The sequence below is a fragment of the Vibrio sp. R10-SG3-ISO10 genome (assembly GCF_059834185.1).
This window is the reverse complement of sequence record NZ_JCBDHG010000023.1, coordinates 195,786-210,540: the sequence shown is the minus strand read 5'-3', so window position 1 is coordinate 210,540 and position 14,755 is coordinate 195,786. Positions and strand designations below refer to the sequence as shown.

The 14,755-nt window shown below is 46.0% G+C and carries 15 protein-coding genes and 4 tRNA genes; 12 read left to right on the top strand and 7 right to left on the bottom strand.

Annotated elements, in window-relative coordinates; genetic code table 11:
- The first annotated feature begins 38 nt into the window (after window positions 1-38).
- Window positions 39-947 (top strand): CDF family cation-efflux transporter FieF, encoded by a 909-nt coding sequence (gene fieF, locus AC6R16_RS19315; protein WP_239852849.1) that lies wholly within the window; start codon window positions 39-41, stop codon window positions 945-947.
- 258 nt (window positions 948-1,205) lie between these two features.
- Complete coding sequence (pfkA, locus tag AC6R16_RS19310; protein WP_500675463.1) at window positions 1,206-2,168, top strand: 6-phosphofructokinase; 963 nt, start codon at window positions 1,206-1,208, stop codon at window positions 2,166-2,168.
- 68 nt (window positions 2,169-2,236) lie between these two features.
- Here pfkA and AC6R16_RS19305 read toward each other — a convergent pair whose 3' ends face one another.
- The 4 genes from AC6R16_RS19305 to epmB all read right to left on the bottom strand — a co-directional run bounded on the left by AC6R16_RS19305 (window position 2,237) and on the right by epmB (window position 5,829).
- Window positions 2,237-3,562, bottom strand: coding sequence for an anaerobic C4-dicarboxylate transporter (locus AC6R16_RS19305; RefSeq protein WP_500675462.1), 1,326 nt, complete (start codon window positions 3,560-3,562; stop codon window positions 2,237-2,239).
- Window positions 3,563-3,733: 171 nt separating this feature from the next.
- Window positions 3,734-4,228, bottom strand: a complete 495-nt coding sequence (locus tag AC6R16_RS19300) for an MgtC/SapB family protein (protein WP_004743316.1) — start codon at window positions 4,226-4,228, stop codon at window positions 3,734-3,736.
- Window positions 4,229-4,312: 84 nt separating this feature from the next.
- A complete protein-coding gene (locus AC6R16_RS19295) occupies window positions 4,313-4,807 on the bottom strand; it encodes a type II secretion system protein (RefSeq protein WP_275666666.1) in 495 nt (164 codons plus the stop codon).
- On the bottom strand, window positions 4,807-5,829 hold the full coding sequence (gene epmB, locus AC6R16_RS19290; protein WP_500675461.1) for an EF-P beta-lysylation protein EpmB: 1,023 nt from the start codon (window positions 5,827-5,829) through the stop codon (window positions 4,807-4,809). Before epmB ends, AC6R16_RS19295 begins: the two co-directional genes overlap by 1 nt.
- A gap of 32 nt (window positions 5,830-5,861) precedes the next feature.
- On the opposite strand from epmB, the gene efp reads away from it, so the two are divergent.
- From efp to rraA, 3 genes are all read left to right on the top strand, one after another.
- The gene (efp, locus tag AC6R16_RS19285) at window positions 5,862-6,428 is read left to right on the top strand and encodes an elongation factor P (RefSeq protein ID WP_004743319.1); all 567 of its coding nucleotides are present in this window, start codon (window positions 5,862-5,864) and stop codon (window positions 6,426-6,428) included.
- Window positions 6,429-6,545: 117 nt separating this feature from the next.
- The gene (locus AC6R16_RS19280) at window positions 6,546-7,463 is read left to right on the top strand and encodes a 1,4-dihydroxy-2-naphthoate polyprenyltransferase (RefSeq protein WP_500675460.1); all 918 of its coding nucleotides are present in this window, start codon (window positions 6,546-6,548) and stop codon (window positions 7,461-7,463) included.
- 75 nt (window positions 7,464-7,538) lie between these two features.
- Window positions 7,539-8,063, top strand: a complete 525-nt coding sequence (gene rraA, locus AC6R16_RS19275) for a ribonuclease E activity regulator RraA (RefSeq protein ID WP_004743321.1) — start codon at window positions 7,539-7,541, stop codon at window positions 8,061-8,063.
- Between the two features lie 51 nt (window positions 8,064-8,114).
- On the opposite strand, the gene AC6R16_RS19270 is transcribed toward rraA, so the two are convergent.
- Window positions 8,115-9,458: an MATE family efflux transporter gene (locus AC6R16_RS19270; protein WP_174329846.1), complete on the bottom strand. Its 1,344-nt coding sequence runs from the start codon at window positions 9,456-9,458 to the stop codon at window positions 8,115-8,117.
- Between the two features lie 114 nt (window positions 9,459-9,572).
- Window positions 9,573-10,343, bottom strand: a complete 771-nt coding sequence (gene tpiA / locus AC6R16_RS19265) for a triose-phosphate isomerase (RefSeq protein ID WP_004743323.1) — start codon at window positions 10,341-10,343, stop codon at window positions 9,573-9,575.
- 270 nt (window positions 10,344-10,613) lie between these two features.
- Between tpiA and AC6R16_RS19260 the strand changes: the two genes are divergently transcribed.
- Both AC6R16_RS19260 and AC6R16_RS19255 read left to right on the top strand, forming a co-directional pair.
- A complete protein-coding gene (locus AC6R16_RS19260) occupies window positions 10,614-10,961 on the top strand; it encodes a 5-carboxymethyl-2-hydroxymuconate Delta-isomerase (RefSeq protein ID WP_239827293.1) in 348 nt (115 codons plus the stop codon).
- 49 nt (window positions 10,962-11,010) lie between these two features.
- Window positions 11,011-11,436, top strand: coding sequence for a DUF805 domain-containing protein (locus tag AC6R16_RS19255; RefSeq protein ID WP_004743325.1), 426 nt, complete (start codon window positions 11,011-11,013; stop codon window positions 11,434-11,436).
- 235 nt (window positions 11,437-11,671) lie between these two features.
- Here the strand turns inward: AC6R16_RS19255 and coaA are convergent, their stop codons facing one another.
- A complete protein-coding gene (gene coaA / locus AC6R16_RS19250) occupies window positions 11,672-12,595 on the bottom strand; it encodes a type I pantothenate kinase (RefSeq protein WP_500675459.1) in 924 nt (307 codons plus the stop codon).
- 206 nt (window positions 12,596-12,801) lie between these two features.
- On the opposite strand from coaA, the gene AC6R16_RS19245 reads away from it, so the two are divergent.
- From AC6R16_RS19245 to tuf, 5 genes are all read left to right on the top strand, one after another.
- Window positions 12,802-12,877 (top strand) — tRNA-Thr (locus tag AC6R16_RS19245).
- A gap of 34 nt (window positions 12,878-12,911) precedes the next feature.
- Window positions 12,912-12,996: transfer RNA gene (locus AC6R16_RS19240), tRNA-Tyr, on the top strand.
- 35 nt (window positions 12,997-13,031) lie between these two features.
- A tRNA-Gly gene (locus AC6R16_RS19235) sits at window positions 13,032-13,106 on the top strand.
- Between the two features lie 13 nt (window positions 13,107-13,119).
- Window positions 13,120-13,195, top strand: a tRNA-Thr gene (locus tag AC6R16_RS19230).
- A gap of 134 nt (window positions 13,196-13,329) precedes the next feature.
- Window positions 13,330-14,514 (top strand): elongation factor Tu, encoded by a 1,185-nt coding sequence (gene tuf, locus AC6R16_RS19225; RefSeq protein WP_038550586.1) that lies wholly within the window; start codon window positions 13,330-13,332, stop codon window positions 14,512-14,514.
- The last annotated feature ends 241 nt before the right edge of the window (window positions 14,515-14,755 follow it).

Here is a 14,755-nt window from a genome sequence, read left to right as displayed (position 1 = left end):
TTATACTTAGAAGATGTTTGTTTAATAATCAAAGCACTATGAAACAAGAATATGCTCGTTTAGTCACCATGGCCGCATGGACAGCTACCATTGTAGCGACGCTGCTATTGGTGGTTAAAGTAGGGGCTTGGTGGGTGACTGGTTCAGTCAGCTTACTTGCCTCTTTGATTGACTCAATGCTCGATATCGCGGCATCTCTGGTTAATCTCGTTGTGGTGCGTTACTCCCTTCAGCCTGCTGACCGAGAGCATACCTTTGGCCACGGTAAAGCCGAATCACTAGCAGCGTTGGCACAGGCGATGTTTATTTCTGGCTCCGCTGTATTCCTGATCTTAAATGGTATTGAGCGCTTCTTTAGACCACACGAGTTACAGTCCCCTGAATACGGTGTTTACGTCAGCTTGTTTGCCATCTTAGTCACCTTTGCCTTGGTTCGTTTCCAAAAACATGTCGTGAAGAAAACGGGTAGCCAAGCCATAGCTGCAGATTCTCTGCACTATCAATCTGACCTTTATATGAATGCCGCCATTATGCTCGCGCTAGGTTTGAGCTGGTTTGGGATTACCCAAGCAGACTCAGTTTTTGCCGTCGCAATTGGTGTCTACATCCTCTATAGCGCATTCAAAATGGTGCAAGAGGCGATTCAAACCTTACTCGATCGCAAACTGCCCGACGAAGAGCTGAAAGCAATCCGAGAATGTTGCGTGAAAGTGGAAGGGGTGCTCGGGGTTCATCAACTAAGAACCAGAATGTCAGGGCCAACTCGATTTATTCAGTTGCACTTAGAGTTGGAAGACAATATCCGATTAATTGAAGCGCATCGAATCTCTGACGAAGTGGAAGATAAACTGCTTGAGCTCTATCCACATTCAGATGTACTGATCCATCAAGATCCTTATTCTGTGGTGTTAGGGGCAGAAAAAGGACAGAAGTCGCAAGATTGGTAACGCAAAAGTGCCACTTATTGGCTATCTTTTCAGCGATGCTAGTTTTAACTGTGATCCTGATATGTATCAATGATGTCAATGAGCAAAGCTGTAATACTCTTACATAAGTAGAAAAGTTACATAATTTGACGCAAATAAATGTAGTAATCCTAATTAGGAAAGGTAACATATTGCGCAGTTAAAGGAATTAAGTTGGTGGCTTATTGAAAGCGGCTAACGTAAAAATTGAAATAAGATTCCCAAAAATCGAGGGTGAGCATGATTAAGAAGATCGGTGTCTTGACGAGTGGCGGTGACGCACCAGGTATGAACGCGGCAGTTCGCGGCGTGGTTCGCACGGCGTTATCTGAAGGACTAGAAGTTTACGGTGTATTCGATGGTTACTTAGGTCTTTACGAAGATCGTATCGAAAAGCTAGATCGTTCAAGCGTTTCTGATGTAATCAACAAAGGCGGCACGTTCCTAGGCTCTGCGCGTTTCCCTGAGTTCAAAGAAGTGGAAGTGCGTCAAAAAGCGATCGAAAACCTGCAGAAGCATGGTATCGAAGCTTTAGTCGTTGTTGGTGGTGACGGCTCTTACATGGGCGCGAAAAAGCTAACTGAAATGGGTTACCCATGTATCGGTCTACCGGGCACTATCGATAACGATATTGCAGGTACGGATTACACGATTGGCTACCTAACGGCACTGAACACTGTTATCGACGCTATTGACCGTCTACGTGATACTTCATCTTCTCACCAACGTATCTCGATCGTTGAGATCATGGGTCGTCACTGTGGTGATCTGACGCTAATGTCTGCAATCGCTGGTGGTTGTGAATACATCATCACTCCTGAAACAGGCTTGGATAAAGAAAAGCTGATTGGCAATATCCAAGATGGTATCGCTAAAGGTAAGAAGCACGCGATCATTGCTCTCACTGAGCTAATGATGGATGCTAACGAGCTAGCGAAAGAGATCGAAACGGCGACGGGTCGTGAAACTCGCGCTACCGTTCTTGGTCATATCCAACGTGGTGGTCGTCCTACTGCATTTGACCGCGTTCTTGCATCTCGCATGGGTAACTACGCAGTACACCTACTGATGGAAGGTCATGGTGGTCGCTGTGTGGGCATTCAAAAAGAGCAACTTGTTCACCACGATATCATCGACGCTATCGAGAACATGAAGCGCCCAGTACGTGAAGATCTATTCAAGGTTGCTGAAGAGCTATTCTAAATCAGCATTATATTGAATTAAAAAAGCCAGTTGGGAAACCAACTGGCTTTTTGTTTATTGGAATAAGGCTAGTTGACTAGCATAGTCGATAGCACATAACCCACTGTCGTTGCGGTAATCACGCCAATAAATCCTGGCAGCAAGAAGCTGTGGTTAAGCACGTACTTACCAATCTCAGTCGTACCTGAGCGGTCAAAGGTAATCGCAGCAAGATCACTTGGATAGAATGGGAAGAAGAAATAAGCATAACAAGCTGGAAGCACACCGATTAGCACAGGTGCTGGAATGCCCATCGCAAAACCAAGAGGTAGCATGATGGTCAGTACCGCAGCTTGGCTCTTCAAGAATACCGACACCACGAACATTGCAATAGCAAACGTCCAAGGGTGCGCAGCCACAATATCGCTCACTAAGCTGATCAAGTAGGGCTTGTGGAAACCGATAATGGTGTCACTCATCCACGCAATACCGAAGATAATAATCACCGCCGTCATACCGGCGATAAACACATTACTATGGACGATCTTCTTCGGCTCAACCTTAGTTGTCAGTAGGATCAAAGCACCAACGGATAGCATCAAGAACTGAATCGCGACCGACATTTTAACGCCATCTGGCAGCAGGCCGAGATCTTTACCAAACATAGCGACAAAGATAACCGTTGCGATACCGGCTAAGAAGATGCCTAAACCGCGCTTAGCCACTTGCTGGCTGGCAGGTTCGCTTTCATCTTGTTGTACTTCATCAATCAGCTGTGCTTTAAATTCTGGATCTTGGCAGCGCTCGATAAAGGCTTGATCTTGATCCAGCTCTTTACCACGCTTCAGGCTCCATAAACAGCCAACCAGTACACCTATTAACGTTGCAGGTATGGTCACCAGTAGTACGTTAACCAGACTGATGTCTAAGTGGTTATCGGCTGCTGTTGCCATTACCACCGCGGCAGCAGCGGCGATCGGGCTTGCAGTAATCCCCATTTGTGATGCGACGGTTGCCATCGCCATCGGGCGCTCAGGGCGAATGCCTTTCTTGTAGGCCACATCGTAGATAACGGGCAGAAGTGGGTAGACAGAGTGGCCCGTGCCGACTAATACCGTCAATGAATAGGTACAAAGTGGACCAAGAAACACGATTTGACTTGGATGCTTACGCAATAATCGCTCAGCAAACTTCACTAACAGCTTGAGGCCACCCGTTGCTTCCAGAGTCGCAGAGGCTGCGACCACAGCGAGAATAATCAGCATAACACTGATCGGTGGCGAACCCGGTGCGACACCAAATACAAACGCGAGAACCGAAACACCTAAGCCCCCGAGCAAACCGAAAGCTATGCCTCCATGGCGGATACCGATAAATATAACCGTCAGAAGCAGGAGCATATGCACGTAAAACATAATCAAACCCTACATTGGTATAAACATAGAGCTATGCTACCCAAAAGTGGTAGGTGGAAACGTGACCCTATTTGCTTCTCTTGCTAGAGCAATTGACTATCGAGCTATTCCTTGTTTCGAATCAAAAATTGCACTTTAAACAAAGGCTTTGTGTTGGTTTGCCCGTAGAGATCACGAGTTCAATTTGTTGTCTCTACGTTTTTGGATTTTCTGGTGGACACCACGGCGTAGAGCTTTGATTCGATTTTCCGCTTTATCGACGCCAAGTAGCACTGTGAGCGCAAGTAGCGTGAGTATCACCGATTGTTGCATGTAACCCAGTCCAATCATCATGCCAATGGCAGCCAATACCCATATGACAGCAGCAGAGGTGACACCATGGATTTTGCCATCAAGGGTCATCATTACTCCAGCACCAAGAAATCCGACCCCAGTAATGATCTGACCGAGTACTCGCGCTTGATCTAACGTATTGGGTGAGAGCGAAACTGCCATTGACATAAACAAGTAGGTGCCAGAAATCACCAAAATCGAGGTGCGAATTCCAACAGGCTTACCACGTGTTTGCCGTTCAACACCAATAAGAATGCCGTTAACGGCACAACAGAGTAGTGCCCACCAACTGAATGGACCTAGGTCGAGGAATTGTTCGATAGTGGATTGCATGTCTGGTTGCATAGTGACCTCCAAAACGTCGGAGTATGCATAGATTAGACGTGTCTATCGAACAAAAGATTTTTGTCTTTAGGATTAACAGCCACTAGTCGTTAAGTTAATGCTGGGCGCTGCGCCAGACGTGGCTTCGGTATATTGCAGGTAGCAGTTGAGAGAAGATTGACGGCGGCTCCCCGGCATGTACAAGATAATTCCATCATTGGCGTTGGTATTACTGAAATACCAATCCGCTCCATCTGCTCCCCATGTTGCGTCATCTATATTCGCATCAAGAATCTTGGACCAAGCATTGGCGTTGTCTGCTTTAGCATAACCATAAACAATACTGACGCTTTCCCCCTCGACAGTGACAGAGCCGCTGGCAGCGGTGTCGAGACCTGCGATAGCAGAAGCACCAATTAACTGGTCGTTAGCGCCTTGCATTGCCCCTTTTAAACCTTGTAAGGCAGAAGTTCGGGCGTCGCTTTGTAGGTCAAGTAAGCGAGGCAGGGCTGTAACAGCAAGAATGCCGAGTACAACGATTACAATGACTAGTTCTATTAGCGTAAAGCCGCGTGCATTTTTCATCATTACTCTAAATGTAGGTCGAGTGGGGTTTTACTTGTGCGCCCACCTATCTCACGAGTTAACTTAGGTACTAGGTAACCTGAGACTCGCTCCATCAGCCCTGCCATGATCGCTTTGGCCTCTTGGTCGGAGATATAAAAGTGTGCAGCGCCTTGTACTTTATCTAGCACGTGAATGTAGTAAGGTAAAATGCCAGCATCAAATAAAGCCTCACTAAGGTCTACCTGAGACTCAATGCTGTCATTGACGCCTTTAAGCATAACACCTTGGTTTAAAAGAGTAACACCTGCTTGCTTAAGGTGGCTTAATCTATCTCTCAGTTCTTGATTTATCTCTTGAGCGTGGTTGATATGCGTGACTAACACCACTTGCAGCCGTGTTTCGTTTAGCATCTGAATCAGCGCTTGAGTGATACGCTCCGGAATGACTACAGGTAAGCGGGAATGAATGCGCAGGCGCTTGATGTGTTTGATATCGGCAATATGATCAATAAGCCACAACAGCTCCTCATCCTTTGCCATTAGCGGGTCACCGCCAGAAAGGATGATTTCGTTGATCTCTGAGTGTTGGGCTACATACTCTAAACTTTGCTGCCAAGCCGATTTAGAACCCTTATTTTCGTCATAGGGGAAATGACGGCGAAAACAGTAACGACAGTTAATCGCGCAGCCACCTTTGACGATCATTAACGCGCGGTTGCGATATTTGTGCAATAAACCTGGGATGGTATTGTTTTGCTCTTCCAGTGGATCATTGGAGTAACCTGGGTGGACTTCAAACTCTTCGCTGAGCGGTAAAACCTGACGTAAAAGCGGGTCGTAAGGATTGCCTTTTTCCATTCTATCAACAAAACTTTGCGGAACACGCTGCGCAAAAAGCTTGCGAGCAGCAAATCCGTCTTGCCATGGCTTAGGATCTATTTCGAGCTGCTCAAGCAGTTTTGCAGGATCAGAGATCCCATTCGCTAGCTGTTTGAGCCAGTTTTGCTCAACAGAAACAACTTTTCGGGTTATGATGTGCGGCATTGAATTTAGCTCTAAGAATGTAAGAGGAAAAAATGGCTACTGTTAGCACCAATGAATTTAAAGGCGGCTTGAAACTAATGCTTGATAACGAGCCTTGCGTTATCTTGGAAAACGAATACGTTAAGCCGGGTAAAGGTCAAGCGTTCAACCGTGTAAAAATTCGTAAGCTTCTTTCTGGTAAAGTGCTAGAGAAAACCTTTAAGTCTGGTGAAACTTGTGAAGTTGCAGACGTAATGGATATCGACCTAGATTATCTATATAACGACGGCGAATTCTACCACTTTATGAATAACGAAACATTTGAGCAGATCGCTGCGGATGTAAAAGCGGTTGGCGAAAACGCTAAGTGGTTGGTAGAAAACAACACTTGTATGCTAACACTATGGAACGGTAACCCAATCGTAGTAACGCCACCAAACTTCGTTGAGCTTGAAGTAACAGACACTGATCCAGGTCTAAAAGGTGATACTCAAGGTACAGGTGGTAAGCCAGCAACACTATCAACAGGTGCTGTTGTTCGCGTTCCTCTATTTATCGCGATTGGCGAAGTGATCAAAGTTGATACTCGCTCTGGTGAGTACGTAGGTCGCGTAAAATAAGCCTAACTTAGGTCAAGTTTTGGAAAAAGGTCACTTCGGTGACCTTTTTTTGTTTTTCACCGATAGGATTGATGTGCCACAATTCTAGTTCAAGTAACTGTGGCTAAACTGGTATCCATGAAACAGTCTCTAACAATATGGCTTGACGCCGCTCGACCTAAAACCTTGCCTTTGGCCTTGGTCTCTATCTTAACGGGTAGTGTATTGGCGTACTCCACGCATCAGTTTTCACCTGTGGTTGCTTTGCTGGCTTTTCTGACCGCAACGCTGCTGCAAATCCTTTCTAACTTAGCCAATGACTATGGCGATGCTGTTAAAGGTACCGATAACGAAAATCGTCTCGGGCCTATGCGTGCGATCCAGTCTGGAGCCGTGACTCAAAAGGACATGAAGCAGGCAATGATCATTAATGTGGTCTTGACTGTGATTGCGGGTCTCACCTTGGTGATGTATGCGCTAGAGAGTCTACAGAGCATTTTAGCTTTCATCGGGTTAGGAGTCTTGGCCATTGTCGCAGCGATCGCATATACCGTGGGTAACAAACCTTATGGTTACGTCGGCTTAGGCGATATTTCCGTGTTTATCTTCTTTGGTTTATTGGGCGTGGCGGGTACTTATTTCCTTCATACCGGCATTGTCGCTCCTCAGCTTATCTTGCCTGCGGTTGGTTGTGGGTTATTGGCTGTCGCTGTACTTAATATCAACAATATGCGTGATATTGAGAACGATGAGGTGTGTGGCAAAAGAACAGTTGCTGTTCGTCTCGGGCAAAAGCGCGCTAAGCAATATCACTTTGCTCTGCTTAGCGGCGCTGTCGTGGCTTTTGCCGCTTACTTAATCCATCAACCGAGCCCCATTTGGATTAGCTTACCATTTCTTCTTAGCCTGCTTGTTACCTTTAAACACGGTAAAGCGGTGTGGCAGGCGGAAAAGCCAGCGCAAATCGCCCCAATGATGCCGGTGATAGTTAAGTGCTCTATGGTGACTAACTTATTGTTTGCTGGAGTGGTTATAGCTCAAACTCTGGTCAGTTAAATGATACATGTCATTGCAATGACTTAATGACCTTATATACTCGATGGAGATAACGACGGTATGGGAAGGAATACTATGGAATACAATACCTCTGCCTTGTGCGACATTTATTTAGAGCAAGTAGATGTTGTAGAGCCTATGTTCAGTAACTTTGGTGGTTGTGCATCGTTCGCTGGGCAAATCACGACAGTAAAGTGTTTTGAAGATAATGGCTTGATTCGTGAGATCCTCGAGCAAGACGGTTTGGGCCGTGTGCTGCTTATTGATGGTGGTGGTTCATTGCGTCGCGCATTGATTGATGCAGAGCTCGCATCGCTTGCGGAAGAAAACGAGTGGGAAGGTATTGTGGTTTACGGCTGTGTTCGTGAGGTCGATGAACTGGAAGACATGAGTATTGGTATCCAAGCGATTGCTTCTATTCCCGTCGGTGCTATCTCCCAAGGTATTGGAGAAGTGGATGTGCCAGTCAACTTTGGTGGCGTGACCTTCCTTCCTGAAGATTACCTCTACGCTGACAATACCGGCGTGATTCTTTCTCAAGAGCCATTAGATGTAGACTTAGAAGTCGAAGAGGAAGAAGAGATAGCCATCGTCGATTAATCTCTACCTTTCCAGATAGACTGCACCGACTCCAAGAGTCGGTGTTTTGTTTTATGCCGCCGAGGAAAGATGCTGAGCTCGGAGTTTCAGTGCGTATAAGTAACCACTTGTGCCACCAACTATGTTGCCTACCGCAATACCAATGAACAGCCCTTCAATATCATACAGCTGACCACCCATCCAAGCGCAAGGCAGGGTAAAGAGAAACAGACGCATAAAGCTCCATTGGAATGCCTTAAGCGGTTCATGCAGGGCGTTTAATCCAGAAACCAACATCATCATCACGCCTTGGAAACCATAGCTAAACGGCACGACCAACAAATAGTGCCAAAGCAGATCTTTTACCGCTTGTTCCTGTGAAAACAAAGCTGCGAGTGGAATGCTCAGTGGCACCATCATGATAAAAATGCCGGCCTGAAACACCATCGAGAAACGCATGCTTAAAAACAACCCGGCAAAGCTACGTGCAGGGTTATTGGCGCCCATGTTTTGGGCAATAAATGGTGTTAGGGCTGAAGTTAAAGACATCAAAACCAAGATAAGAATCGATTCGACTCGCTGCGCCGCACCATAAGCGGCGACGGCTGCAGTGCCATGAGTCGAGAGCATCATCATCAAAATAGCCCCCGACAAGGGCGTAAGAGCATTAGACAAAGCTGCCGGTGTTCCGATTTTTAGGATTTGTTGCCAGTCGAGCCAGAGGGTTTTAAAGCAAGGTAGGGCAAGTAACTTCTCTCTTTTAATCAGCACGTAAAGCGAGCCAATTAAGGCGCCGAACCAACTCATTGCACTGGCAATGGCCGCCCCTTGAATGCCCAACTCTGGGAAAGGCCCGTAGCCAAAAATCAATAGCGGATCGAGTACCCCATTGATAAGCCCGGCAAGCATCATGATTTTGGCAGGTGTTTTGGTATCCCCCGTCGCGCGAATGGCACTGTTGCCAGCCATAGGGACGACTAATAGCGGAATCGTTAGGTACCAAATATCCATGTATTGATGAATAAGTGGCAGTAGCGATTGCTCGGCACCAAGAAATAGAAACAGTGGCTCAATGGTAAACAGGCCAAGTGTAGAGGCGAGTGCGACTAGCAATACGGCTAACAGTAAGCCATGAGAAGAAAAGCGCGCAGCGACGATCGATTGACCTTGTCCGAGCAAGCGGCCGATATTGGTCGAGAGCCCCATGCCTATGCCCATGGTGATGCAGTTGACCGCAAAGGTGACGGGAAAGGTATAGCTAATCGCAGCGAGAGCTTCGGTACCTAGCAGCGAGATAAAAAACGTATCCACCAAGTTAAACATCAAGATCGCCACCATGCCAAAGGTCATCGGAACGGTCATCTGTCTAAGTACTAGGGGAATCGAGCCTGTTAGAAGGCCATGCTTATCCTGCATTCGGTACAACTATCGTTAGTGTGGAAAAGCGTAGGATACTTGATTGATGTGCCAGACACAAAAAAGGCCAGCTTGCGCTGACCTCAATGAGAATTTTTCAAATAAGAAGAAAAATTATGCTTTAGCTGCTGCCGCTGCTTTAGCAATTGCTGCGAAGCTCTTAGCATCTAGAGATGCGCCACCAACTAGAGCACCGTCGATGTCTGGTTGTGAGAAGTAAGCTTCTGCGTTTTCAGGCTTAACAGAACCACCGTATTGAATGATTACTTGCTCAGCAACTGCTGCGTCTTTCTCAGCGATTAGCGCACGGATAGAAGCGTGGATGCGTTGTGCATCTTCAGCTGTTGCTGCTTTACCAGTACCGATAGCCCAGATTGGTTCGTATGCGATGATTGCACCGTTTAGCGCTTCAACACCGTAAGCGTCGATTACTGCGTTGATTTGACGTGCACATACTGCTTCAGTTTCGCCTGCTTCGTTTTGAGCTTCAGACTCACCGATACAGAAAACAGGTTTTAGACCGTTCTCTTTTAGGAAGTTGAATTTCTTAGCGATGAACTCGTCAGATTCGTTGTGGTATTCACGACGCTCAGAGTGACCGATGATGATGTGAGTAGCACCGAAATCTTTTAGCATCTCTGGAGACATATCACCAGTGAATGCACCGCTGTTGTTTAGGTCAGTGTTTTGAGCACCTAGGATGATCTTGTTACCGCCTTTTGCGATTAGCTGTTCAGCTAGATCTAGGTAAAGTGCTGGTGGAGCGACAGCTACGTCAACACCTTCAACGCCTTCAAGTTCAGCGTTAAGACCAGTTAGCAGCTCTTTCACCATTGCTTTGCTGCCGTTAAGCTTCCAGTTACCCATCACTACAGGACGACGCATAGGAATATCTCCGTATTTAATCAATTAATGTAAAAAATCTTCGTAAGAATATAACAGATAAAATAGGGGAGATCATGATTACCGTCATGTCTTATTGGATATCACTCATTGGTTGGAGCTGTGATCGCTCATATCTCACCTTAATCTGCTTTCTATCAGTGATCCATTGAACAGATTGGTGGAAACCCACTCGGAATTCAGCATAGAAATTGGTAATAGTGTTGTGCACTTTTTGTTTATTGTGAAACTCTCTTACATTTGAGGAATACTATGCCGAACCTAGTAATGGAATACTCCAACTCTGTTGACGAACGCGTTAATGTTCAAGGCTTACTTGAAGACTTACATCATGTCGCGTTAACTTGCGGGTTGTTCGATGTGGATTCGGTAAAATCCCGCTCTTTGCGTTGCCATAATTGGCTGGTCGGTGAAGCGGGAGATAGCGTTGACTTTATTCATATCAGCTTTGAATTGCTTGATGGCAGAACCGAAGAGCAGAAAAGAGAGTTATCTCGTCAGTTGATGACCGTATTGCAAGAGCAGGCGAGTCATGTTCATAGCTTAACGGTTAACATTCGAGATATGGATAAAGCGTGTTTTCAGAAAGTAATTAACTAGTATTTTTGGAGCAAACAGGCTCTAACTTTTTATTTTTTAGGTATAAATGATGTCGATGAAAGATTTACTGTTTTCGTTTCAAGGTCGAATAGGGCGTAAAACCTATTGGATTTGGAACGTGGTTTACTATTTGATGATTGTTGGCTTTGCGATGGGGATGAATGTACTCGCTCCCTCGATCGCACATCTGATTCTACCTGTGTTTCTGATCGTCATTCTGGTTCCTGATCTAGCGATTACCGCTAAACGTTGGCATGACCGTGGTAAATCAAGTTGGTGGCTGCTGCTTAACATCCCACTTGTTATTGGACGTATGACAGTGCCAGTCGGTGATCCTTCACTAGCCGGTCAACCGTCTATGTTGCAAGCCGCGACGTCATTTGCTGCTCTAGTCTGTGGTCTATGGATTTTAGTTGAATGTGGTTTCTTAAAAGGCACGGATGGCGAAAATCAATATGGGCCGGAAGGGAGATAGAACGCTTCGCGCCGAGATGCGAGAACGTGCTGCGCCCTTCGAGAGGTGCTCGTGGCAAGTGAGTCAAAAATTGCAGGCAGTGATATTTTCTTAGGATGTAATTGTTTGGATGTAAAAGCAAAGGGTTGACACATTGTGCCAACCCTTTAATTTTTTCTCGCTTCTCGCTTCTCGCTTCTCGCTTCTCGCTTCTCGCTTCTCGCTTCTCGCTTCTCGCTTCTCGCTTCTCGCTACGCTACTTCCTCAGAAAAACTTCTTCCACTTGATGATCCTGACCTTTCTTCAAGATTAAGTGGGCGCGGCCTTTGGTTGGTAGGATATTGGCGTCTAGGTTAACCCCATTGATCGACTGCCAAATACTGTGTGCTTTCTCGATCGCTTTTGGTTCGCTCAACTGCGTGTAGTGACTGAAGTAAGAGCCTGGCTTGGTAAAGGCGCCTTGGCGGAACTTTAAGAAGCGTTCGACATACCACTGCTCTATCACTTCACTTTCTGCGTCGACATAAAGCGAAAAATCCAAGAAATCTGAAACAAAGACGCGATGTGGGTCGTGGGGGTAATCCATCCCGCTTTGCAAGACGTTTAATCCTTCGATGATCAGCACATCAGGTCGGTCGACGGTTTTCAGCTCTTCGGTAATGTCATAGGTGATGTGCGAGTAAACAGGTACTTCGAGGTGTGGTTTTCCGGCCTTAACGTCAGAAACGAACTCGACTAAACGCTTAATATCATAAGATTCAGGGAAGCCTTTGCGATGAAGAATACCGCGTTCATCGAGTACCTTTTTTGGGTAAAGAAACCCGTCAGTAGTCACGAGCTCAACTTTAGGGTGGTTATCCCAGCGTGACAGTAAGGCTTTAAGCAAACGAGCCGTGGTGCTTTTACCTACCGCGACACTACCGGCAATACCAATGATAAAAGGTGGCGCAGTGCCTTGATTACCGAGGAAGTTATTGAGCACGGAATTACGGCTCTGTCTTGCAGCAACATATAAGTTAAGCAGACGCGCTAAAGGTAAGTAGATCTCTTCTACTTCTTCCATCGTGAGGCTTTCATTCACACCCTGAAGTTCAACCAGATCGGTCTCGGATAATGTCATCGGTACTGAATTGCGTAATTCAGCCCATTGTTGACGATTAAATGAGAGATATGGAGTCATAGTCATCCTAACTTGGTTTCACGATAGAGCAGCGAAAATACAACAACCGAACAAGATTGCAAACGACATCGTCGACATTCGCGTATTTTTTGCCGATAAATTGCGCGAAATTTCAACAAATAAGCCCAATCAGTAGAAAAAGAAGTTTTTTTTTAATTTTACTATTGCAAGGCAGAAAATCATTCAATAGAATGCGCACCACTTATGCCGACTTAGCTCAGTAGGTAGAGCAACTGACTTGTAATCAGTAGGTCACCAGTTCGATTCCGGTAGTCGGCACCATTTTTCCTTTATGAGAGAAATGGATTGAAAATTTGGAGGGGTTCCCGAGTGGCCAAAGGGATCAGACTGTAAATCTGCTGGCACTGCCTTCGATGGTTCGAATCCGTCCCCCTCCACCATATTCTTAAGGAAATAGCTCACAGAGTTACGTGTTGCGGGCATCGTATAATGGCTATTACCTCAGCCTTCCAAGCTGATGATGCGGGTTCGATTCCCGCTGCCCGCTCCACTCTAATTTGAGTGCTGATATAGCTCAGGTGGTAGAGCGCATCCTTGGTAAGGATGAGGTCGGCAGTTCGAGTCTGCCTATCAGCACCAGCTCTAAGCAATGTTTCCTTTTGATACTTTCTCTTTACTAAACTACGTTTAGTGATTGAGAGAAGTTTATCACCAAGACTTTTTGGTTGCGTGGTCATTCAAGCCACCTAAATCCGTACCTAGAGGGACAACTCATGTCTAAAGAAAAATTTGAACGTACGAAACCGCACGTAAACGTTGGTACTATCGGCCACGTTGACCACGGTAAAACAACTCTAACTGCAGCGATCTGTACTACTCTTTCAAAAGTATACGGCGGTGAAGCGAAAGACTTCGCATCTATCGATAACGCTCCAGAAGAGCGTGAGCGCGGTATCACAATCGCAACTTCTCACGTTGAGTACGACACTCCAACTCGTCACTACGCACACGTAGACTGTCCAGGACACGCGGATTATGTTAAAAACATGATCACAGGTGCTGCACAGATGGACGGTGGTATCCTAGTTGTTGCTGCGACAGATGGCCCAATGCCACAAACTCGTGAGCACATCCTACTAGGCCGTCAGGTTGGTATCCCATACATCATCGTATTCATGAACAAATGTGACATGGTTGACGATGAAGAGCTACTAGAACTAGTAGAAATGGAAGTTCGTGAACTTCTATCTGAGTACGATTTCCCAGGTGATGACCTACCAGTTATCCAAGGTTCTGCACTAGGCGCATTAAACGGCGAAGAGCAGTGGGAAGCGAAGATCGTTGAGCTTGCAGAAGCACTAGATTCTTACATCCCAGAGCCAGAGCGTGCAATCGATCAGCCATTCCTAATGCCTATCGAAGACGTATTCTCTATCCAAGGTCGTGGTACAGTAGTTACTGGTCGTATCGAGCGCGGTATCCTAACTGTAGGTGACGAAGTAGAAATCGTTGGTATCAAAGAAACAACAGTAACTACATGTACTGGTGTTGAAATGTTCCGTAAGCTTCTAGACGAAGGTCGTGCGGGTGAGAACGTTGGTGCACTTCTACGTGGTACTAAGCGTGACGAAGTAGAGCGTGGTCAAGTACTAGCGGCTCCTAAGTCAATCAACCCACACACTAAGTTCGAATCAGAAGTATACGTACTGTCTAAAGATGAAGGTGGTCGTCACACTCCATTCTTCAAAGGCTACCGTCCACAGTTCTACTTCCGTACAACTGACGTAACTGGTAACATCGAGCTACCAGAAGGCGTAGAAATGGTAATGCCAGGCGATAACATCAAGATGACTGTTGAACTAATCGCTCCAATCGCGATGGACGAAGGTCTACGTTTCGCAATCCGCGAAGGTGGCCGTACAGTTGGTGCTGGTGTTGTTGCTAAGATCTTCGACTAATTCTTCGGAATTAGCTAAAGACTTCGGAAAATCTTTGAATAAGATTTGACGAACCAGTAGCAAAAAGGGCATCATTTGATGCCCTTTTTCTGCACTATACAAAATGTCTGTTGTTTTCTTATTCAGCATGGCATTGAGCAGGATTTTTTGGTTGAGGTGTTGCGTCTCAATCAATAAAAGAGTACGTCAATTTATTTAAATTGTCGTTTCATGGATTTGCCCTGCAACAGCGGGGTTGTTG